This window comes from Mycobacterium sp. 236(2023) (assembly GCF_029623955.1).
GTDB lineage: Bacteria > Actinomycetota > Actinomycetes > Mycobacteriales > Mycobacteriaceae > Mycobacterium.
The window spans coordinates 702,429-723,946 of the sequence record NZ_JARSBP010000004.1; the positions used below are offsets into that span (position 1 = coordinate 702,429).

The 21,518-nt window shown below is 68.3% G+C and carries 15 protein-coding genes and 1 riboswitch; of the genes, 1 reads left to right on the top strand and 14 read right to left on the bottom strand.

Going from position 1 to position 21,518, the window contains the following annotated elements; genetic code table 11:
- Positions 1 to 32: 32 nt before the first annotated feature.
- The 14 genes from P9A17_RS20115 to secA2 all read right to left on the bottom strand — a co-directional run bounded on the left by P9A17_RS20115 (position 33) and on the right by secA2 (position 19,891).
- Positions 33 to 5,489: a type I polyketide synthase gene (locus tag P9A17_RS20115; protein ID WP_278040460.1), complete on the bottom strand. Its 5,457-nt coding sequence runs from the start codon at positions 5,487 to 5,489 to the stop codon at positions 33 to 35.
- Positions 5,486 to 7,267: an AMP-binding protein gene (locus P9A17_RS20120; protein WP_278040461.1), complete on the bottom strand. Its 1,782-nt coding sequence runs from the start codon at positions 7,265 to 7,267 to the stop codon at positions 5,486 to 5,488. The genes P9A17_RS20115 and P9A17_RS20120 overlap by 4 nt, the downstream gene beginning before the upstream one ends.
- A 553-nt stretch (positions 7,268 to 7,820) precedes the next feature.
- Positions 7,821 to 8,552 (bottom strand): alpha/beta fold hydrolase, encoded by a 732-nt coding sequence (locus P9A17_RS20125; RefSeq protein WP_278040462.1) that lies wholly within the window; start codon positions 8,550 to 8,552, stop codon positions 7,821 to 7,823.
- 19 nt (positions 8,553 to 8,571) lie between these two features.
- On the bottom strand, positions 8,572 to 11,412 hold the full coding sequence (gcvP, locus tag P9A17_RS20130; RefSeq protein WP_278040597.1) for an aminomethyl-transferring glycine dehydrogenase: 2,841 nt from the start codon (positions 11,410 to 11,412) through the stop codon (positions 8,572 to 8,574).
- Positions 11,413 to 11,584: 172 nt separating this feature from the next.
- Positions 11,585 to 11,682: riboswitch (glycine riboswitch) on the bottom strand.
- A gap of 33 nt (positions 11,683 to 11,715) precedes the next feature.
- Complete coding sequence (locus P9A17_RS20135) at positions 11,716 to 12,333, bottom strand: MerR family transcriptional regulator (RefSeq protein WP_278040463.1); 618 nt, start codon at positions 12,331 to 12,333, stop codon at positions 11,716 to 11,718.
- 185 nt (positions 12,334 to 12,518) lie between these two features.
- A complete protein-coding gene (locus P9A17_RS20140) occupies positions 12,519 to 13,013 on the bottom strand; it encodes a bifunctional nuclease family protein (RefSeq protein ID WP_278040464.1) in 495 nt (164 codons plus the stop codon).
- Positions 13,014 to 13,063: 50 nt separating this feature from the next.
- Positions 13,064 to 13,807, bottom strand: coding sequence for a MerR family transcriptional regulator (locus P9A17_RS20145; RefSeq protein WP_278040465.1), 744 nt, complete (start codon positions 13,805 to 13,807; stop codon positions 13,064 to 13,066).
- Between the two features lie 45 nt (positions 13,808 to 13,852).
- Complete coding sequence (gene garA / locus P9A17_RS20150) at positions 13,853 to 14,323, bottom strand: glycogen accumulation regulator GarA (RefSeq protein WP_278040466.1); 471 nt, start codon at positions 14,321 to 14,323, stop codon at positions 13,853 to 13,855.
- A gap of 155 nt (positions 14,324 to 14,478) precedes the next feature.
- Positions 14,479 to 14,874, bottom strand: a complete 396-nt coding sequence (gcvH, locus tag P9A17_RS20155) for a glycine cleavage system protein GcvH (protein WP_278040467.1) — start codon at positions 14,872 to 14,874, stop codon at positions 14,479 to 14,481.
- 34 nt (positions 14,875 to 14,908) lie between these two features.
- Positions 14,909 to 15,679 (bottom strand): DUF881 domain-containing protein, encoded by a 771-nt coding sequence (locus P9A17_RS20160; protein ID WP_278040468.1) that lies wholly within the window; start codon positions 15,677 to 15,679, stop codon positions 14,909 to 14,911.
- A gap of 2 nt (positions 15,680 to 15,681) precedes the next feature.
- Positions 15,682 to 16,014: a DUF1290 domain-containing protein gene (locus P9A17_RS20165; RefSeq protein WP_278040469.1), complete on the bottom strand. Its 333-nt coding sequence runs from the start codon at positions 16,012 to 16,014 to the stop codon at positions 15,682 to 15,684.
- A gap of 13 nt (positions 16,015 to 16,027) precedes the next feature.
- The gene (locus tag P9A17_RS20170) at positions 16,028 to 16,921 is read right to left on the bottom strand and encodes a DUF881 domain-containing protein (RefSeq protein WP_278040470.1); all 894 of its coding nucleotides are present in this window, start codon (positions 16,919 to 16,921) and stop codon (positions 16,028 to 16,030) included.
- A gap of 28 nt (positions 16,922 to 16,949) precedes the next feature.
- Positions 16,950 to 17,528, bottom strand: coding sequence for a CDP-alcohol phosphatidyltransferase family protein (locus P9A17_RS20175; protein ID WP_278040471.1), 579 nt, complete (start codon positions 17,526 to 17,528; stop codon positions 16,950 to 16,952).
- A gap of 11 nt (positions 17,529 to 17,539) precedes the next feature.
- Positions 17,540 to 19,891, bottom strand: coding sequence for an accessory Sec system translocase SecA2 (secA2, locus tag P9A17_RS20180; RefSeq protein WP_278040472.1), 2,352 nt, complete (start codon positions 19,889 to 19,891; stop codon positions 17,540 to 17,542).
- A gap of 35 nt (positions 19,892 to 19,926) precedes the next feature.
- Between secA2 and P9A17_RS20185 the strand changes: the two genes are divergently transcribed.
- A complete protein-coding gene (locus P9A17_RS20185) occupies positions 19,927 to 21,471 on the top strand; it encodes an FAD-dependent monooxygenase (RefSeq protein WP_278040598.1) in 1,545 nt (514 codons plus the stop codon).
- Positions 21,472 to 21,518 lie beyond the last annotated feature (47 nt).

Sequence of the window (21,518 nt, forward strand, 5' to 3'; positions counted from 1 at the left end):
CATGGTCTCCCGTGTCGGGTGTCTTTGAGAAATCAGTTCTCGACGCTGTCGAACAGCGAGTCGAGCAGGCTGTCACCCGCGTCGTCGGCCTCGTCGTCATCGGCCTCCGCGCTGTCCGCAGGGGCCACCTTCGCCGCCAGATGGACCGCCAGGGCGGCAATGGTCGGATAGTTCCACAACATTGTGGCGGACAGCTCGATCCCGGCGAGACGCTCGACCTCCCGGCGGATCGACATCGCCATCACCGAGTTGAGTCCCATCTCGGCCAGCGGCCGGTCCGTGTCGACCTCGTCCTCGGCGATGCGCAACTCGGTCGCCAGGATCGCCCGCAGCCCACTCTCCAACTCGGCGACGACCTGGTCGGCCGACATCTGCGACCAGTCGCGCTCCGGGGAGGCGGCAGCGTCCGGTGCATCGACGTCGTCACCGGACAGCGTCGGCGCCATGACGACATGCGCGACGTCGAACGTGCTGGCGTACTCCCACGCGGCGAACGCCTCGGCCGGGGTGACCGGCCGAGACCCCTGGCGTTCGAGTTCGTCGATGACGACCTGCGCGTCGGAGCCGAACCCGAGACCCCGCCACGCCACCCAGTCGAGGCTGGCGGTGATGCCGCCCCGGTGGTTGCGTGCGCGGGCCAGACCGTCGAGGTAGGCGTTACCGGCGGCATACGCACCCTGGCCGGGCACACCGAACACGGTGCCCGCCGACGCGGTCAGGTAGAGGAAGTCGACGCTGTCGACCGGGAAGACGTCGTCGAGCACCTGCGCGCCCGCCACCTTCGGCCACAGCGTGGTGCGCAGCCGGTTGTCATCGATGTCGGTCAGCAATTGGCTGTCGGTGAGGCCGGCGCCGTGAACGACACCGCGGATGGGCGGCGCGCCCTGCTCGTCACGTCGGGCCAGCAGAGCGGCCACGGCGTCACGCGACCCGATGTCGAGCGCCGCAGTCTCGACAGCCACGCCACGGAGCTCCAGTGCACGGACCGCGGCGATCTTCTGCCGCACGTCCTTGGCGAGATCGTCGGCATCCCATCGGCTGCGCGGCGGCAGCGCGGTGCGGCCGGCGAGGATGACGCGGCGGGCACCACGGTCGGCGAGCCATTCCGCGGTCACCAGGCCCAGGGCGCCGAGGCCGCCGGTGACCAGGTAGGCGGCGTCGGGACGGCAGCGGATCGGTTCCCGGACCGGCTCCGCGGAGATCGGGGCGAGACCGGGCGCGAACAGTTCACCGTCGCGTAGCGACACGATCGACTTGGCCGAGCTGGGCAGGACGGCGGCCAGTGCCGCCGCGGCCCCTTCGGTCGAGGAGATGTCGACGAGGCCGCCCCACAACTGTGGTTGTTCGGCGCCGATGACACCGGCGATGCCCCACAGGCAGCTCTGTCGCAGCGATGCGGCAGAGGCGGCGTCGCGCACGCCCTCGGTGACGATCCACAGTCGGGGTTCTTCGGAACGCCCGGCCAGGCGTCCGACGAGGCCGGCCACCTCACCGGACAACCGCACGGCGGTCGCCAGGTCGTCGGCTTCGGTCTCCTCGGTGTCGGGCACGTAGAGCACGCAGCGCGCCGTCGACTCGTCGGCGGCCGTGTATCCCGCCGCTGCCAGGCCGTCGCGCAGTGCGGCTGCGGTAGCGCCGTTGCCGATCACGGCCAGTGTGGTGGGCTCGGCCGCTTCGGGCGCCTCCCACGGCTGCCACGCGATCTCGTGGGCGACCGTGCGCGGGTCGGCGGGTGCCGAATCTGACGGACCGGCCTGCACGTCGACGTAGCGCAGGCCGCGGATCTCGGCGCGGCTGCTGCCGTCGGGCACGGTGACCGAAATGTCGAGGACGAGATCCTGACTGTCGTCGCGTCGGCGCCGCACCGTCACGGTCCCGGAAGTATCGGCCAATTCGCCTGTGACGGAAAGGCTTTCGAGACCGGCAGGGACGAGAAGCCGGCTGTCGTTGATGTCGGCCAGGCGGGCCACCTGCACCGCCGCGTCCAGCAGCGCGACCGCGGAGGCGTCCTCCCACTGCACGTCGGCGACCACACCGTCGGCCGTCGCACGGCACGACGTGATCGACCACGGGAACGGCTGTCCCTCCACGCCCCACTGGGCCTGGAGATCTTCGACGGTCGATCTGTCGTAATCTGTGGCACCGGTGACGTCGGCGACGACGGGGGCGCTCGGCTCCGCCGGTGAGATCCGGGCGGTGGCGTGCCGCACCCAGCGGTTGGCCGGTGCGTCCGCGGACGCCGCGGAGGCCATCGTGACCGTGTCGCCGGTGCTCACGACCTGGATCACCTGCGACTGGTCGATGACGACCGGCCGCTCGAAGGCGATGTCGGACAGTGCTGTCGCTCCGGACTCGGCGGCCGCCGCAGTCAGGGTGCGCAGCAGCACCGACATGGGGACCACCTCGACACCCTGGATCCGGTGGAAACCGGGGTAGGGCTTGGCTTCGCGCACCAGGTGGGCCTGCCACAGGTGGGTGGGCGGGCTGGTCGCGACGGAGGTCAGGTCGCCGAGCAAGGTGCCCCGCTGCGGCGCCGACGGCCCGCGCCGGTCGGTCTTGGCGGCGGGCACCCAGTGCTTGGTGTGGTGCCACGGCGTGGCGGGCAGCGACGCGTGCGGCTCCGGTGCGTGGTCGGTGACCGGCGGTGCCGTCGTATAGGTGCTGTTGAGATGAGTGTGGAACGTCAGTGTCTCGTCGGGAGCCTGATCCCCCTCGCGCAGCAGCGTCGGCAGCGCGTGGTGGTGGGTGGTGCCCAGCGTGTCGCTGATGCCGAATGTCAGCAGCGGGTGCGGGCTCACCTCGATGAAGGTGCCGATCTCGGCGCCCGCGGCGGCCACCGCCTGCTGGAACCGCACCGGGTTGCGCAGGTTGTCGACCCAGTAGTCGGCGTCGAACACCGGCTTCGGGCCGTCGTGCTCGCGCGTCGTGATGACGATCGGGACGCTCGGCGAGGCCGGCCGCAGGTCGCGCAGCGCCTCCTTCAGCTCCGGCAGGATCGGATCGATCGTCGGGTGGTGCGACGCGACGTCGACCTCGACGCGACGCGCCAGCCGGTCCTGCGCGGAGACCGCGGCGATGACCGCGTCGACCTGATCCGGGGGGCCCGCGATGACCGTCTGCCGCGGCGACGCGTAGACGGCAAGGGTGACGTCGGGATAGCCGGCGATGAGCTCGGTGGCCGCGTCCGGATCGAGTTCGATCAACGCCATCGCGCCCTGCCCGGACAGCCGCGACATCAGCTTCGACCGGGTGGCGATCACCTTCAGACCGTCGGCGACCGACAGCGCGCCCGCCACCACCGATGCGGCGACCTCGCCCATCGAGTGACCGATGACGGCGTCGGGATGCACACCGTAGGAGCGCCACAGCTCGGTCAGGGCCAGCTGCATACCGACCAGCACCGGCTGGATGCGGTCGATGCCCGTGACGGTCTCCCCCTTGGCGACGACGTCGCGCAGTGAGAAGCCGACCTGCTCAAGAAAGACGGGCTCCAATTCGGCGATCGCCGACGCGAATGCGGGTTCGTCGGCCAGCAGCCGACGACCCATCCCGGTCCACTGCGAGCCCTGTCCGGAGTAGACGAACACCGTGCCGGGACGGCACGAACCCTGGTGCGCCGGCACGACACCGGGAGCCGTCCCGCCGGCGGCAAGCGCCTGCAGACCTGCCAGTGCCCCCGCGCGATCACGTGCGCTCACCGTGGCGAACTTGGAATGCTGCGCGCGGTGATGGTTCAGGGAATGCGCGACGTCGTCGAGCGGGACCTGCTCCCCCGCCCCGGCCATCCACTCGGCGAGCACGCCCGCGGTGCTCGCGATGCGCTGCGGCGACTTGCCGGACACGACCAGCGTCGTGACCGCGGAAGGGGCGTTGACCACACCGTCGCGCTCCCCGGCCCTTGCGGTGGCAGGAGCCTGTTCGAGGACGACGTGGGCGTTGGTGCCACCGAAGCCGAACGACGACACGCCCGCAACGCGCGGCCTGCCCCTCTGCGTCCAGTCGGTGACCGTGTCGACGACCTTGAGCCGCAGGTTGTCGAACGGGATGTGCGGGTTCGGCGACTCATAGTCGAGATTGCCGGGGATCTGCCCGTGCTGCAGCGCGAGGACCGCCTTGGCGAAACCGGCGATTCCGGCCGCGGCCTCGGTGTGCCCGAGGTTGGACTTGATGGCGCCGATCAGCAGCGGCGCATCGGCGGCGCGTCCCCGACCGAGCACGGTGCCGAGCGCGCGGGCCTCGATCGGGTCGCCGAGCAGCGTTCCGGTGCCATGCGCTTCGACGTAGTCGACGTCGCGCGGTTCGATACCCGCCGACGCGTAGGCCGAGCGCAGCACGGCCATCTGGGCGGCCGGATTGGGTGCCATCAGACCGTTGGAGCGACCGTCCTGATTGACGGCGGAGCCGCGCACCACGGCGAGCACACGGTCACCGTCGCGGATTGCGTCGGAGAGCCGCTTGAGCACCGCCACGCCACAGCCCTCGCCGCGGACGAAGCCGTCGGCGCGCGCATCGAATGCGTGGCAGCGGCCGGACTGCGACATCGCCTCGGCCTGATCGAAGCTGCGGGTCACCGCCGGTGACAGGATCACGTTCACGCCGCCGGCCACGGCGACGTCGGAATCGCCGGTGCGCAGGCTCTGGCAGGCCAGGTGGATCGCCACCAACGACGACGAGCAGGCGGTGTCGAGCGCCACGGACGGGCCGCGCCAGTCGAAGTAGTACGAGACCCGGTTGGCGATGATGCTGAGTGCGCCGCCGGTGCCCGAGTAGGCGTTGACCTCGGCCAGGTCCTTGGCGGCCATCACGCCGTACTCGCCGAGGCAGGCGCCGACGAACACACCGGTCTGCGTGTGGCGAAGAGAACTGGGTCGGATCCCGGCGTGCTCCAGCGCCTCGTGGGTGACCTCCAGCAGCAGCCGCTGCTGTGGATCCATCTTGTCGGCTTCGCTCGGCGAGATCTCGAAGAAGTCGGCGTCGAACTCGTCGATGTCGGAGAGGTAGGAACCCCACCGGGTGGTGCCCGCGAGCGCGGCAGCACCTTCGGCGGATCCGTCGTCGTACCAGGACCACCGGGACGGCGAGACCTGGCTGACCGCCGAGCGGCCTTCGGCGAGGAAGTCCCACAGCGCGTCAGGGCCATGAATGTCTTCGCTGTCCCCGGGGAACCGGCAGCCCAACCCCACCACCGCGATCGCGTCGTCCGCGATCCGGTGTGTCGGGGTCACCTCGGCCGCCACGTCGACCTCGCCGCCGGTCAGGAATTTGGCCAGCGCGTTGATCGTCGGATACTGCCAGAACTCGACCGGAGACACCGTGCGGCCCAGCAACTCCGACAGCTCTCCCGTGAGCACGACGGCGTCGCTGGATCCGACGGCGAGATCGTTCAGTGGTGCATCGAGGTCGATCTCATCAGGACTGCATCCGATGTTGGTGACCAGGTAGTCGACCAACCAGTGCCGGATTGAGTCCTCGTCGAACTCAGAGGTCATGTGGTGACGTCCAGGCGGCTGAACTCGTCCAGGCGGTAACGGTCCACACAGGCCGAACGCCGGATCTTGCCGCTGGTGGTGATCGGGATGGAGCCCGGCGCAACGAGCACCAGGTCGGAGACGCGCACGCTGTGAGACCTCTTGATCGCCGAGGCGACCTCGCGCTTGACGGCGCGCAGCTTGTCGAGCGCCTCTTCTTCGGAGGTGCCCTTCTTCTTCATCTCGACCACCGCGACGAGTTGCTCGCTGGTGTCGTCGAGCACCGAGATGGCCGCGACGCGGCCGCCGGTGATCTCCTGGATGGTGGCCTCGATGTCGTCCGGGTAGTGATTGCGCCCGTCGACGATCAGCATGTCCTTGATGCGGCCGATGATGAACATCTCGCCCTCGCTCATCACGCCGAGGTCGCCGGTCCGCAGCCACGGGCCGATCGGGGTGCCGTCGGAGGGGTTCTTGATCTCCCCACCGAATGTGCGCTCGGTCTTCTGCGGATCACGCCAGTAGCCCATCGCGACCTGCTCGCCGTGCACCCAGATCTCGCCGACCTTGCCGTCGGGATTCTCGTTGCAGCTCTCCGGGTCGACGATGCGCACGGTCGAGGAGCGCGGTGCGCCGTAGCTGACCAGCTCGGTGCCGGCATCGGTCCCGCAGCGCTCGGCGTGGCCGGCGGCGAGTTTCTCGTAGTCGAAGCGCACCGTGGCCGGCGTATGACCCATCGGTGCCGAGATCACATACAGGGTCGCTTCCGCGAGGCCGTAGGACGGCAGCACGGTGGTCTCGGGCATGCCGAACTTGACGAACCGCTCGTTGAAGCGGCGGATGGTCGCCACGTGGATGCGCTCGCTACCGCTGATAATGCCGAGCAGGCCGCTGAGGTCCATGCCTTCGAGGTCTGCGTCGGTGGTCCGGCGTACCGCGAGCTCGAAGGCGAAGTTCGGTGCTGCCGACCATGCGGACGGGTTCAGAGCCAGCTGCTGGATCCAGCGGGCAGGCTTCTGCAGGAAAGCCACGGGGCTCATCACGATCGCGGGGCGGCCGTGCAGCTTGCCGCCGTCGTCCTCGTTCGGGGTCAGCAGCGAGGCGAACACTCCCTGGATGAGCCCCATGTCGTGGTAGAAGGGCAGCCACGACACCATCGTGATGTCGCGCGGGGGCACGCCGTTGCGGTGCTCCATGTAGTCGTCGAAGACCTGCTTGACGTTCGCGATCACGTTGGTGTGCGTCATGATCACGCCGGCCGGCGCGCGGGTGGAGCCGGAGGTGTACTGCAGGTAGGCCGTCTTGGGCAGGGGTCCGACGTTGATCTCGGGCGTATGTGGCGAGTCGAAGTCGAGCGCGTCGACCTCGATGACGGCCGGCGGGTTCCCACCGGGCAGGCCGCCTACGTAGTTGAGGATCTCGCCGACGACGGCGGAGGTCGTCAGTACGGCTACCGGCTGGCAGTCGCGCAGCGCGCCGCTGACACGCTCGTCGAGCTGGCCCATGGCCGGGACCGGCAGCGGCACGGCGATCATGCCGGCGGCCATCGCGCCGTAGAACGCGACGATGTACTCGAGTCCCTGGGGGGCGAGGATCGCGGCGCGGTCGCCCTTGGTGCCGTGGCGCAACAGTTCCTCGGCGACCACCTGGACGCGGTGGTTCATCTGAGACCAGGTCAGCGACTCCGCGAAGCCGGCGGGGTCGAGATCGAAGTCGAGAAAGGTGTAGGCCACATCGTCCGGCTGCGACTTCGCGCGCTCGGCAAGCAACCCAGGAATGGTCCCCTCAAGCAACGGCATGCGACGTCGTCCTTTCACTCTCCTGCGCCCCGGCCTCGCTGCCGTGGATGGCAAACCAGTTCGCAGCTCTAGGCCGCGCATTCCCCCGCTCGCCCGAAGGCTAACACCGGCTTGTTAATAATGTCGTGCAATCCGACGAAGGATTAGACCACGTGTTGCTTGCCAGAGGGAAGTTGGCAGCTTGTGGCAAATTTCGCCAAAAGTGTATCGGTGGGCGTGCCCGAACCGTTACTCACAGCCGGTTCACAGTTTTGCCAGAAGCTGAAAGAGCCCACATAGTTAGATGGTTTTACGTTGCTCGACCCTATGGCTGAAGGATGAGCGAGTTCGCGTCCGCGACCGCTGAACGTAGTGCTCCTTTCGTCTTGACGCGTTGGTAAAGGGTTTGCCCAAATTGCACGCTCACGTCAATAAACAATCTGACTTGCCGGTAAGAAGCAGGTCCGGAGGCTTCTTGGCGGGTGGCGCAACGGCGTGGTCGAGTCGTTCGCAGATGTGCTCGGCACGATGCGCAGCGACATGTCGCTGTGGCGAACACCACATGGCGGCGACGCTAACCACGCAGGCGTGACCAGATTTTCTCCTCGATATCCGGTACCACATCGCTCAGGTGATCATTCAGATAGAAGTGGTGCCCCTTGAAATCACGGGCAGTAAAACCGCCCGTGGTCCGCTCGGCCCACGGCATCACCTTGTCCGCCGTCGCGATTTCGTCGTCGTCCCCGTAGTACGCGTGGATGGGGCTCGACAGCCGGGTGTCCGGCGGGCAGCTGTAGTTTGCGATCGCCTTCAATCCCCGCAACGTCGGGAGGATCGCCGCCGCGAACTCGGGATTCTTCATGAACTCGGGGTCGGCACCGGTGATGGTGCTGACCGCCGCGAGCAGCCCCTCGTCGGTGTCGGGCACGTCGTCGTACCCGACCAGGCCGGGGGCCGCCACCGCCGACACGAACAGCGCCGTGACGGGGTTACCCGCCTCCTCGAAGCGGCGGGCGACCTCGAAGGCGAGCAGTCCGCCCATGCTGTGCCCGAAGAAAAAAACGGGGGCACCGTGAGCCCCGCCTCCTGTGTCCGGCGGAACCATCCTGCAGATCTCGTCGGCGACGGCCGGCAGGCTCGTGAACGATCCGAAGTCCTGCTTGCCGCCCTGGCGCGGGTACTGCACCGCCGTCCGTTTGATATCCGTGGTGAACGTCTTGGCGAACGGCACGTAGTACTGCGGAGTTCCACCGGCGTGGGGGAAGATGAAGAGTTTCGGCTGGGCCCCCTCACTCGTTCCGGTCATGCGAGCACCCTATCCCCCGTCAAGCGAAAGCCTCGACAGGCGGGCATGAGCAGACCAGGTTGCGATCGCCGTAGGCGCCGTCGATCCGGCGCACCGGAGGCCACACCTTGGGCCGGTACCCCTTGCCCAGCGGGTAGGCCGCCTGCTCCCGGGTGTACGGGTGCTCCCACTTGTCCACTAACAGGCAATCGGCGGTGTGCGGCGCTCCGCGCAGGGGATTGTCCTCCAGAGGCCACTCGCCGGATCCGACCTTGTCGATCTCGGCCCGGATCGCGATCATCGCCTCGCAGAACGCATCCACCTCGGCCAGTGACTCGCTCTCGGTGGGCTCCACCATCAGCGTTCCCGCGACGGGGAAGCTCATCGTGGGGGCGTGGAAGCCGTAGTCCGCCAACCGTTTTGCCACGTCATCGACCGTGACGCCGGTGGCCTTGGTGATGGCGCGCAGATCGAGGATGCACTCGTGGGCGACCATGCCGTTCTCACCCGTGTAAAGCACCGGGTAGTACTCGTCGAGACGGCGGGCGATGTAGTTCGCCGACGCGATCGCCACCAGCGACGCCGACCGCAGACCGTGCGCGCCCATCATCCGGATGTAGGCCCACGTGATCGGCAGGATCGACGCGGACCCGTACGGCGCCGCCGAGACGGTGTGCTCGTCGGCCAGTTCGTCGGCCAGCGGGTGCCCGGGCAGATACGGCGCCAGGTGCGACCGCACCGCCACCGGGCCGACCCCGGGCCCGCCGCCACCGTGCGGGATGCAGAACGTCTTGTGCAGGTTCAGGTGGCTGACATCCCCGCCGAACTGGCCCGGACGGGCCAACCCGACCAGTGCGTTGAGGTTGGCGCCGTCGACGTAGACCTGCCCGCCGGCATCGTGCACCGCCGCGCAGATGTCGGCCACGTCGTGCTCGTACACGCCGTGTGTCGACGGGTACGTGATCATCAGCGCCGACAACCGGTCGGCGTTCTCGGCCACCTTGGCCCGCAGGTCGTCGAGGTCGACGTCGCCGTTCGCGCGGCACGCCACGACCACCACCTTCATCCCGACCATCGCGGCCGACGCGGCGTTCGTGCCGTGCGCGCTCGAAGGAATCAGGCAGACCGTCCGATCGGTGTCGCCCCGCGCCTTGTGATACGCCTGGATCGCCAGCAGGCCTGCATACTCCCCCTGCGAACCGGCGTTGGGCTGAAGCGAGATCTCGTCGTAGCCGGTGATCCCGGTGAGCCAGGACTGCAGGTCGGCGATCATCCGTCGCAGGCCGGGCGTGTCCGACGCGGGTCCGAACGGGTGCTGGCGGCCGAGCTCCGGCCACGTGATCGGCTCCATCTCGGCGGCGGCGTTGAGCTTCATCGTGCACGAGCCCAGCGGGATCATGCTGCGGTCCAACGCGATGTCTTTGTCGGCGAGCGAGCGCAGGTACCGCATCATCTCGGTCTCCGTGCGGTACTTCGCGAACGCGGGATGGGTCAGGAACTCCGAGGTGCGCGTAGTGACAGGAGAATCGGCGGGGCCGACCGCCGCCGGGGATGCCGAGAAGGCTTCGAGGACGCCCGCGATATGCGCCTCGGTGGTGGCCTCGTCGCAGGCCACCGACACGTGGTCGGCGTCGACGAGCCAGATGTTGATCCCGCGCTCCTTGGCGGCGGCGCGCACCTCGTCGGCGCACCCGGGAACCCGGGCGAGCACGGTGTCGAAGAATGCTTCGTGAACGACCTCCACACCCGCGCCGGACAGTCCCGCTGCCAGCGCCCGGGCATGCCCGTGCACGCGGTGGGCGATGCCGCGCAGACCGTCGGGGCCGTGGTAGCTCGCGTACATCGCTGCCATCACGGCGAGGAGAACTTGGGCCGTGCAGATGTTGCTCGTCGCCTTGTCGCGGCGGATGTGCTGCTCACGGGTCTGCAGAGCGAGGCGGTAGGCGGGTGACCCGTCGGCGTCCACGGACACCCCGACCAGTCGGCCGGGCAGCTGGCGCGCCTGCTTCGAGTGGACGGCTAGGTAGCCCGCGTGCGGGCCACCGAATCCCATGGGCACGCCGAATCGTTGAGTTGTTCCGAACGCGACGTCGGCTCCGATCTCGCCGGGCGGGCTGACGAGCGTCATCGCGAGCAGGTCGGCGCCGACAGCCACCAGAGCGCCGCGCTCGTGGGCCTGCGTCACCAGCGCCGACCAGTCGGTGACGCGACCGGAGGCGCCGGGCAGCTGCACGATCACCCCGAAGAAGTCACCGTCGGGCAGACCTTGGGTCAGGTCTGCGGTCACGATCTCGATACCCAGCGGTTCGGCGCGCGTCGCGAGGATCGCCGCCGTCTGCGCATACACGTCGGAATCCACGGCGAGCTTGTTGGCAGGTCCGCGAACCGCGCGGTGCATCAACGTCATCGCCTCCGCAGCGGCGGTGCCCTCGTCGAGCATCGACGCGTTGGCGACCTCGAGGCCCGTCAGGTCGGTGACCATGGTCTGGAAGTTGAGCAGCGCTTCGAGCCTGCCCTGGCTGATCTCGGGCTGATACGGGGTGTAGGCGGTGTACCAGGCGGGGTTCTCGAGGATGTTGCGACGCAACACCGGTGGCGTGAGCGTGTCGAAATAGCCCTGTCCGATCATCGACACCGCGACGGTGTTGGAGTCGGCCAGTGCACGGAGCTCCGCCAGCGCCTCGTGTTCGGTGGCGGCGGGGGGCAGATGCTCCAGGCCGGGCGCGACGCCACTCTCGGAAAGCCGGTCGAGGATAACGGCGGGAAGCGCCTTGGCGGCAAGCTCGTCGAGCGATGCGACACCGATGGTGCTCAGCAGGGTGTCGACGGCCTGCGCATCCGGTCCGATGTGCCTGTCGACGAACGCGGGAACGGACGGAATGGGTGACTGCTCAGACACGTGAGGACATCTCCAGGGGCGCAGACGAGACCGGCTCCTCCCCCTCTGTCGTCGGCCCTGATCGGGCTGCCTGAGAGATTCGGTCCGAACGCCGTCGCGGCGATGTGAGCCTTTCCCCATGGGCGGGTGCGTGCACCGCTTTCCAGAGGCATCGGGGCCTGGCGCGGTCCTGGGGCCTGAGAGGTTGACGGAGAGGTGTTGCTCCTTCGGCGTCCGTGACTGGCAGTCACGAAACTCTCCCGCACAAGGGCGATGCGGATGAGAGTCTACCCGCCGACCCCGGGCTCAGCCGATCTTGCGGTCGCGGTGCTTGCGTCGCGAGGCCAGCTCGTCCTCGGGGGCCGAGATCGACTCACCGCCGTCGGCACGCTCGCCGGGGAAGTCCGCGATGGCGCCGGTGAGCTCACGCATGGCACCCGAGACCGCGATACCGAACACGCCCTGACCGCCCTGCAGCAGGTCGACGACCTCTTCGGCGGAGGTGCACTCGTACACCGTGGTGCCGTCAGAGAACAGCGTGATGTTGGCCAGATCCTGGACGCCGCGCTGCCGCAGATGGTCCACCGCGACGCGGATGTTGTGCAGCGAGATCCCGGTGTCGAGCAGGCGTTTGACGATCTTGAGGACAAGGATGTCCTTGAACGAGTACAGCCGCTGGCTGCCCGATCCGGCAGCGCCGCGGATCGACGGCACGACGAGCGAGGTACGCGCCCAGTAGTCGAGCTGGCGGTAGGTGATGCCGGCGATCTGGCAGGCGCTCGGTCCGCGGTAGCCGACGAGCTCGTCGGGCACCGAGTCGTCCGGGAACAGGCCTGCCTGAACCGGCTCGGCTGCGACCCGCGGGAGGGTGTCCGCCTGCGGGGTGCTCAAGTCCAGTTCCTCCTGGCGTGGCGTGTCTCCCACTGGTCGAATCCTCTCGCCGATCGGCTGCTTAAGCCCTGCTCGAACCTTGTCCGAGCATACGCTTGAGGGCGTTCCGTGACTGCCCGTCGGCACCAAGTATGGCTGCCCAATTCGGTGTTGATGAAAACCCGCCCCGCGTGTCGAACGCGACGAGACGCATCCGTGACCAAGCGCCAGGTGGCAGGTCAGGTCGCCTTGAAATCGTCCGGCGACACGCTGTCGAGGAACTCTTTAAACTTTTCGACCTCGTCCTCGCGGACGGCGCCGGTCGATTCCTCGTCACCCTCGTCGGGGATCAGCAGGCCGGCCTCCGCCAGCACCGCCTCCTCGACGTAGATCGGGACGCCCACCCGCAGGGCGATCGCCACAGAATCGGAAGGCCGGGCCGACACCTTGATGTCGCGGTCGAAGACGAGGTCGGCGTAGAAAGTGCCTTCCTGGAGGTCGACAATCCGCACCTCTTTGAGTGAATGGCCAAGGGCGGCAATGACATCGCGGAACAGGTCGTGCGTCATCGGCCGTAGCGGCTCGACACCCTGCTGTTCGAGGGCGATGGCGGCAGCCTCGGACTGTCCGATCCAGATGGGTAGATAGCGGTCGCCGTTGGACTCCCGCAGCAGCAGGACAGGCTGGTTCTGGGGCGGCTCCACTCGAATGCCGATCACCCGAACTTCACCCATGTGTGCCTGCCCTCCGCACGCCGACGAACCCGTCCCAGCGAGTCTAGTCCTCAGCGATCCAGAACGTCGCGTACGGCCGACTTGATCAATGACGTGTGCAACGTGATCGCCAGCGCCGCCACCTCACGGGCCAGGTCGTCGGCGCGATCACGGGCGCCGGCCTTGCCGCCCTTTACCACCGGCCCGGCGATCTGGGCGATCAGGTCGGATTGGCGGTCGGCGGCGGAGCGGAAGGCGCGCAGGTGCCGCGGTTCGACGCCGTAGTCGGCCAGCGCTCGCGCGCACTGCGCGATCACCACGGCGTGTTCGTCGAAGAACGCCGTCCCGGCGCCCTTGAAGATCGGGGTGATGACGCCGGCTTTCACGAGCGAGGTCAACAGCTCGTCGTCGACACCGGAACGCTCCAGCAGGTCGTGCCTGCTCAGCCGCACCTGTGTCGGCCCGGCGGAGGCGGTCACTTCCTCCGGAGCTTGCGGGGACACCGAGACCAGCCGGGGCCCGTATGACGAAACACTCTGTGGCAGCTCGCCATCGGGCTGCGCGTCGAGCTGGGCCTTGATGACCTTCAGCGGCAGGTACTGGTCCCGCTGCGCGGTCAGGATGAACCGCAGCCGGGCGCAGTCGTACGCCGTGAACCGCCGGTACCCCGACGCGGTGCGTTCGGGGGTGACCAGCCCTTCGGCCTCCAGAAAACGGATCTTGGAGATCGTGACGTCGGGAAAGTCGCCGCGTAGCAGATCCAGCACAACCCCGATCGACATCCCGGTCAGTGCGGGGGTGTCGGGTTGTGTCATGGATGCGTCCGGCGGGCTCGTGATGTCGGTTGCGGACGGGCCGGTCTAACCGGTGGCGCCGTCGTCGCCTTTCGGTCCGGTCAGGAAGACCAGACGGAACTTGCCGATCTGGACCTCGTCGCCGTTGGCGAGCACGGCCGAGTCGACCGGTTCGCGGTTGACGTAGGTGCCGTTGAGGCTGCCGACGTCGACGACCTGGAACTCGCTGCTCTCCAGGCGGAACTCCGCGTGGCGGCGGCTGACGGTGACGTCGTCGAGGAAGATGTCGCTGTCCGGGTGGCGCCCGGCGGACGTCGTCGGCTGGTCGAGCAGGAACCGAGACCCGGCATTAGGGCCACGCTTGACGACCAGCAGCGCCGATCCGACCGGCAGACCTTCCACCCCCGAGACCGCGCTTTCGCCGCTTGCGGCTGGCGGAGCGTCGAGCTCGTTGAGGAAGTCGGCGCGGAAGACCGATGTGGTCTCCACGGTGACTTCGTCCGAGTCGGCCCCAGAGTTGAAGTCCTTGTCCGTCACCCGCTGCTCCTCACTGGCTGCTGTGGCGATATGCGGTCGGGCTCCAGCCGTCACGCCGCTGGTGTCGACCGTACCGCGCATCCGACCGCGCTGTGTCCACCACTGCCGGATCCGCTCGTTGCGTTCCGGTCTGTCGAGACGACCCTAACAACACGTCAGTCCGCGACGTGGGCGCGGTAGCCCTCCGCGTCGAGCAACGAGCCCAGCGCCGCGGTCAGCGACTCGCTGTCGGCCTGCAACTCGACGAGCCATCCCTCGCCGTACGGGTCGGAGTTCACCAGCTGGGGATTGCTCTCCAATTCACCGTTGACCGCAACGACTTTCGCCGTGACCGGCGCATAGAGGTCGGACACCGACTTCGTCGACTCCACCTCGCCGAACGATTCGCCGCTCGACACCTCGGAGTCGACGTCGGGCAGCTGGACGAACACCACGTCGCCCAGCGCCGACTGCGCATAGTCGGTGATGCCGACGCGCACCGTGTCGTCGCCGGTCCGCTGCACCCACTCGTGTTCGGCGGTGAAGGACAGTTCGGCGGGGATCTCGCTCACGGCGCTCCTCAATCTGTATGTCGAGCTGGGCCAACTATTTGACGGGCTGAGCGTATTGGCGCGGTTTCGGTTGCCGCAAGGCGGTGACGTCGACCCGGTCGGACTGTTGTATCACCATCGTGCCGCCCACGCGTTCGATGCTGTCCATCGCCCCGCCGGGGATGTTCATGGCCGCCGCCAGCGTGGGCGGATCCCCAATGGCGAGAACCGAATACACGGGCCCGAGTGTCGTCGAATCGACGATCAGCGCGCCGGGACTTCCGGTGACCCAGGTGTCGACGCCGATCCGGACGGACAACTGCTGCCCGCCCTGTTCGCCGCGGATCTCCATCGCCTCCGCGCCCGCCGCCCGCAACTCGTTGATCACGTCGAGCATCGGCTCGGCCGCCACACCCTGCGCCGGGTCGGCGATCGTCAGCGTCACCCCCGGGCCGGTCGCCGCAACGGTGCCGATCAGGATCGACAACGCCGCCAGCCGGGCCCTGACGTTCTCGATCGCGGCCTGATCGCTGCTCCCGGACGCCTCCAGCTGCGTGAGTGTGCGCTGCAGGTCGGCGACCTCGGTGTTGAGCGCGGCCTCGCGTTGTTGCAGCGAATCCAGCAGCACGAGAAGGTCGGCCGGGCGCGCCGAATCCAGCGAGTCACCGGAATCGGTCTGCCGGACCTGGGTGGCGATCGCGACGCCGAGCAGCAGACACAGCAGCACGGCGAGCACCCCGAACACGGCCTGCGACCGCGTGCGCCGAGGTGCGGCGGCCGCGTCGTCGGGCGGCAGTTCGTGGCGGCCGTGGTGCTCTTCGTTCACGATCAGGCCCCGAAGAGCCTGCGCCGAAGTGCGGCGGCGTTGCCGAAGATGCGGATGCCCAGGACGACGATGATCGCCGTGGACAGCTGGGTACCGACACCGAGCTGGTCGCCCACGTACACGATCAGCGCCGCGACGAGCACGTTGAACACGAACGACACGACGAACACCTTGGAGTCGAAGATCCTCTCCAGATAGGCCCGCAGTCCGCCGAACACCGCGTCGAGCGCCGCCACCACCGCGATCGGCAGATACGGCTGGATGAACTCGGGGACGCTGGGGTGGAAGACCACCCCGAGCACGATCCCGACGACGAGCGCGACAATTCCTATCAAGTGGTGATCCCCATCAATTGGGCCCGATCTGCTTGGCGAAGATGACTTCTCGGATCGATCCGGCGGGCAGCGCCAGACCGTCGCCCGCGGACACGTTCACCCCGACACCGTAGGACGCCTCCAGCAGACGCAGACGCTGTAGCCCGGCGCTGCGGTTGAAGTTGTCGGCCAGCGCGTTCGGCGGGCCCACGGCGACAATGGCATACGGACTCGATATCGGCTGGTTGTCGACGAGGATGCCGCCGCCGGCCTGCCGGACCGTGACATTGGGGCCGATGCGCACCCCGCCGACCGAGATCGCCTCCGCTCCGCTGGCCCACAGCGAGTTCACGACGAGCTGCAGGTCGCGGTCCAGGATCACCTGCTGGCTGCCTTCGACGCGCTCCTTGGAGACATCGGTGAGGTCGCGCGACATGCCGGGATCGGTGACCGTGACGGTCAGCCCGGGGCCGATCACCGGGGTGGCGGCGGCGTTGAAGTTCGCGTCGTCGAGTTCGGTCAGCAGCTGACGGCCGGTCGCGTCGCCTTCCAGTCGGCTTCGGCGTGCGGCGTCCACGTCCGCCGTCAGGCCGTTGCGGCGGACGGCGGCAGCGTCGGTCGCCGTCTGTGCCGTGCGCACGCTTCCCGCCAGCACTTGCTGGGACTCCTTCACTCCGGGCGCGGTTTCCTGCGCCTGGGCCCATGCCAGCGCGAACACCGCCGTGACCACGACGGCGGCCAGAACCTGCCAGAGCGCGTCGGACGTCCGGCTACGAGGCCGGTTCGCCTGCGCGGCAGCCGCATAGCTGGGATCGAGGTGGTCGGACAGCAGGGACCGCAGCAGCGACGGCACCGGGATGCGGATCGGCGCGTCGGGTGCGTCCGGGCCGCGTCGGGCCGCCGAGTCGTAGCCACCCAACGAGCTCATAGGCTGTCGATTCGCTCGCAAGCTCCGCTCATGCCCGCGCCCGGGGCATCGTTCTCATGACCATTGCTACCTGGATCAGATACAGCACGCCCGACCACAGGTACATGGCCATGCCCCAGATCAGGAAGCCCCAGCCGATCGCCAGGACGACGCGGCTCCACTGCCCGTCGAACTGGCCGAGCAGCACCAGCGGCAGTCCGGACATCAGGGCGAACGTCGCGGCCTTGCCGATGTAGGTGACGGGCAGCGCGGACAGCCCGCGGCTGCGCAGCAGGGGCAGTGTGCCGGCCAGCACCGCGTCGCGGCCCAGCAGCAGGATCACGACCCACCACGGGATCACGTGGGCCAGGGCGAGAGCGACCGGCACGGTCACCATGTAGATCCGGTCGACGGCCGGGTCCAGCAGCTCGCCGAGCCGCGACGACTGGTTGGCGTACAGCCGGGCGATCTTGCCGTCAGCCCAGTCGGAGGCGCCGCTGAACATCAGGATGCCGACGGCCCACCCGGTCGCGTCCACCACCAGCAGCAGGTACAGGAACACCGGGACCAGGACGAGCCGGATCACCGACAGCGCATTGGGCACGGTGAGCACGCGGTCGCCTGCCATGAACGTAGAACCTAGCGGAACACCCCGGGCAGGCTCAGCGCAGACAGGGTGTCGTCGGCCAGCGGATTGTCGTGGACCATGTACGTCCACGTCGAAGTCGGGCGCGCCAGTTTGGACAGGTCGACGCCGGGCTCGTCCTCGATGGACGGTGCGGTGTCGAACGTCTGCTGTGCGGCCTCGATGGCGTCGGCGGCCAGCGAGCCGAACGCGTCGACCGCCATCCGGTGGAACTCGTCGAGCGGATTCTGCCGCCCGAGCGCCCGCAGGTGGATGCTCTCGCGGATGTCGGACAGGAACGCCAGGTGATCGGCCCAGGCGCGGTCCAGGTGGTACAGCATGATCAGCCGACAGATCTTCTCCAGCTTCTCGTCTGCCTCATCGCCCAGTTGCTCGCTGACTTCCTCGTAGCGCTCCGGCGACAGGTCGCGCAGTTCGTCGCGGGCGGTTGTCGTGCGCAGCAGTGTGTCGCGGCGTTCGACAAGAATCGCGCGCTGCTGCGCGATCAGCTGGTTGTACCGCCAGGTGTTCGCGTGCACGTCGAGGAGCCTGCCCTCGGCGACGCGCTGGGCGTGTTCGAGCAGTGTCGCCGCTTTCGGGCTGACGACCCTGCCGTTCTCGTCGCACTCCAGCGGCAGCTTGCTGTCCTCGAGGTGGGAGACGACGACGTCGTCTTCCCAGCTGGAGAAGAACACCGACGTGCCCGGATCGCCCTGACGTCCGGCGCGGCCGCGCAGCTGGTTGTCGAGACGTTCGGTGTTGTGCCGTCCCGTGCCGATGACGTGCAGACCGCCCAACTCGGCCACCTCATCGTGGGTCTCCTCTTCCGACCCACCCAGCCGGATATCGGTGCCGCGGCCCGCCATCTGCGTCGACACCGTCACCACGCCGAGCTTGCCCGCCTCGGCGATGACGGCGGCTTCCTCGGCGTCGTTCTTGGCGTTCAGGACGACCGCGGGAATGCCCCTCTTGACCAGCTTCTCGTGGATCTCCTCGGATTCGGCGACGTCACGCGTGCCCACCAGGACCGGCTGCCCGGTCTCGTGGATCTCCGCGATGTGCTCGAGGACGGCGTCGTTCTTCGCGGCGACGGTGACGTAGACGCGGTCGGTCTCGTCCTCGCGGATGTTCGGCTTGTTCGGCGGGATCGGCGAGACGCCGAGCTTGTAGAACTGGCGCAGCTGCTCGCCGGCGGCCAGCGCTGTGCCGGTCATGCCGCAGACCTTCGGGTACCGGTTGATCAGCGCCTGCACGGTGATGGTGTCGAGAACTTCGCCCGTCTCGGTGGTCTCGATGCCCTCCTTGGCTTCGACGGCGGCCTGCAGGCCGTCGGGCCAGCGCTGCAGCGTGGCGATGCGGCCGCGCGAGGAGTTGATGAGGTGCACAGCGTCGTCGCGGACGATGTAGTGCACGTCGCGCTGCAGCAGCACGTAGGCGTGCAGCGCGACGTTGATCTCGGTCAGCGTGGTGGCGACGTGCTCCTCGGAGTACAGGTCGATGCCGCCGAGGGCCGCCTCGACCTTGCGAGCGCCCTCCTCCGTCAGGTGGACGTTGCGGCTGTCGGTATCGGTGTCGTAATCGTTGTTCTCGTCGAGTTCGCCGACGAGCTTGACGAGCTCCAGGCGCGGCGTTTCGCGGTGGCTGGTGCCCGCGAGCACCAGCGGCACGAGCGCCTCGTCGACGAGCACGGAATCCGCCTCGTCGATCAACGCGACGTCCGGGTTCGGGGAGACGAGGTCGGCGACGTCGGTGACGAGCTGGTCGCGCAGCACGTCGAAGCCGATCTCGTTGACCGACGCATAGGTGACGTCGCATTCGTAGGCGGCGCGGCGCTCGGCGGCGGTGGAGTCGGCGGTGATCCAGCCGACGGTCAGTCCCATCGCCTCGATCAGCGGACCCATCCACTCGGCGTCGCGGCGGGCCAGGTAGTCGTTGATGGTGATGACGTGCACGTTGCGGCCTGCCAGCGCATATCCGGCCGCGGCGATCGCGCCGGACAGCGTCTTACCTTCACCGGTGGCCATTTCGACGACGTCGCCGGCCAGCATCCGCAGCGCTCCCTGCAACTGGACGTCAAACGGCGTGAGCCCTGTGGTGCGTTTGGCCGCTTCGCGGGCGATCGCCAGGAACTGCGGCACGTCGGCGGCGTCGGCCAGATCCTCGAGCTCCAGAAGCTTGGCGGCCTTGCTGAGCTGCTCGTCGTCGAGTTCGGCGGCCTTGGCGTCGAAGTCCGCGGCTTTGGTGACCTGATCCATCGACCGCGACTGGTCCTTGTCGGTGCTGGCGCCGAGCAGCTTCCAGAACCGGCCGGACAACCGACCCGTCTTGGCCGGTTTGGGGGACGTCTTCGAGGAGGTGCGTGCCACAAGGTCACGGTACGCGGCGGCTGCACCATAATCCCCTGGTGACCCCCGACAGCGCGGTAGTGGACGTCCTCATCGCCGGAGCCGGACCGATCGGGCTCACCGCCGCGATCGAGTTGGCCCGCCGCGGCGTCGCCGTCCGTATCGTCGACCCCCTGCTCGAGCGGCCGCAGTATGCGAAAGCCGTTGGCGTGCAACCCCGCACGCTGGAGATCTTCGAGGGCATGGGGGTGTTGCGCCGCGTCCTCGATGCGGGCGTGCAGATGAACGGCCAGATCGTCTACGTCAACGGCACCGAGGTCGGCCGCCTCGATCTGAGCCTGCCCGCCGACGTGCCGTTCGGGTTCTTCTGCATTCCGCAGTACGAGACCGAGCGCATCTTGGACGAGGAATTGTCGCTCCGCGGCGTGCACGTCGAGCGCGGTGTCGCGGTGACCGGCTTCTCGCAGGACGACGACGGTGTGACGGTGGCGCTGTCGGGCGGGGAAACGGTGCGCGCGGCGTATCTGATCGGGGCGGACGGCGCCCACAGCGTCGTGCGCAAGATCCTCGGCCTGACGTTCGCGGGCGCGGCCTTCGAGGAACAGTACATGCTCGGCGACGTCGAGGTCGACTGGTCGATGCCGCGCGGCTACGGGGTGCGCTCGATGCACCAGACCGACGGCGTAACCGACGACCTCCTGGTGTGCATCCCGCTCTCGGGGCGGGGTCGCTATCGGATGTCGATGCTCGTCCCCGACGGTTTGGGCACGGAAAAGCCTGAGCTGCACCATATTCAGGCCGTCATCGACCGCCTCTCCCCCGAGCCCACCGTGGCACGCAATCTGCGGTGGTCGTCGGTGTTCCGGATCAGCCACCGCATCGTCGACCGCTACGGCGCCGGCCGGGTGTTCGTCGCGGGCGACGCCGCGCACATCCACCCGCCGACCGGGGCGCAGGGCATGAACACCGGCATCCAGGATGCGCACAACCTGGCGTGGAAGCTGGCGCTGACCGTATCCGGTGTCGCTGCCCCCGGCCTGCTCGACAGTTATGACGCCGAGCGGCGCCCGGTCGGCGAGGAGGTCGTCGGGCGCACCGTGCGCAATGCCCGGGAAGGCATCGGTGCCGATTCGAATGACCCGTCGTATGTCATGCGCAGGGAAGCGCAGCTGCTGATCGACTATGCCGCGAGTCCGATCGTGTCCGACGGTGCCGGTACGCGGGCGCCGGATGCGCGGGGTCTGACCCGCGCGGCGGTGGCGGACCCGATCCGGTTGTTCTCGTTGTTCGGCGCCCGCGATCACACGCTGCTGCTCTATACCGACGGCGGCCAGGTCGACGGCTTCGACGCTGTGGCCCCGGCGGCGGTCGAGGCGGCACACGGCCGCCTCGACGTCTACCTCGTCGTGGCCGCCGGAGCCGACGCGGGTGCGACCGTACTGCCCGTCGTCAGGGATGCGGACGGCGACTTCGCGCGCGAGTATGGCGCCACCGGACCGTCGGTGTTCCTGGTCCGCCCCGACGGTTACCTGGCTCATGTGCAGCGTGGCTCCGTGCGCACAGAAGCCGTAATTGACGCTCTGGGCAGGACATTTGCGTGACGAGTTCGCTCCTGCGGGCGACAACCTGCGGTAGCTTCGGAACGCGC

Bases quoted from the DNA above. Each gene is read 5' to 3' on its own strand.
- P9A17_RS20115 (WP_278040460.1), bottom strand. From the start codon at position 5,489: ATGACCTCTGAGTTCGACGAGGACTCAATCCGGCACTGGTTGGTCGAC.
- P9A17_RS20175 (WP_278040471.1), bottom strand. From the start codon at position 17,528: ATGGCAGGCGACCGCGTGCTCACCGTGCCCAATGCGCTGTCGGTGATC.
- P9A17_RS20170 (WP_278040470.1), bottom strand. From the start codon at position 16,921: ATGAGCTCGTTGGGTGGCTACGACTCGGCGGCCCGACGCGGCCCGGAC.
- P9A17_RS20125 (WP_278040462.1), bottom strand. From the start codon at position 8,552: ATGACCGGAACGAGTGAGGGGGCCCAGCCGAAACTCTTCATCTTCCCC.
- P9A17_RS20140 (WP_278040464.1), bottom strand. From the start codon at position 13,013: ATGGGTGAAGTTCGGGTGATCGGCATTCGAGTGGAGCCGCCCCAGAAC.
- P9A17_RS20145 (WP_278040465.1), bottom strand. From the start codon at position 13,807: ATGACACAACCCGACACCCCCGCACTGACCGGGATGTCGATCGGGGTT.
- P9A17_RS20120 (WP_278040461.1), bottom strand. From the start codon at position 7,267: ATGCCGTTGCTTGAGGGGACCATTCCTGGGTTGCTTGCCGAGCGCGCG.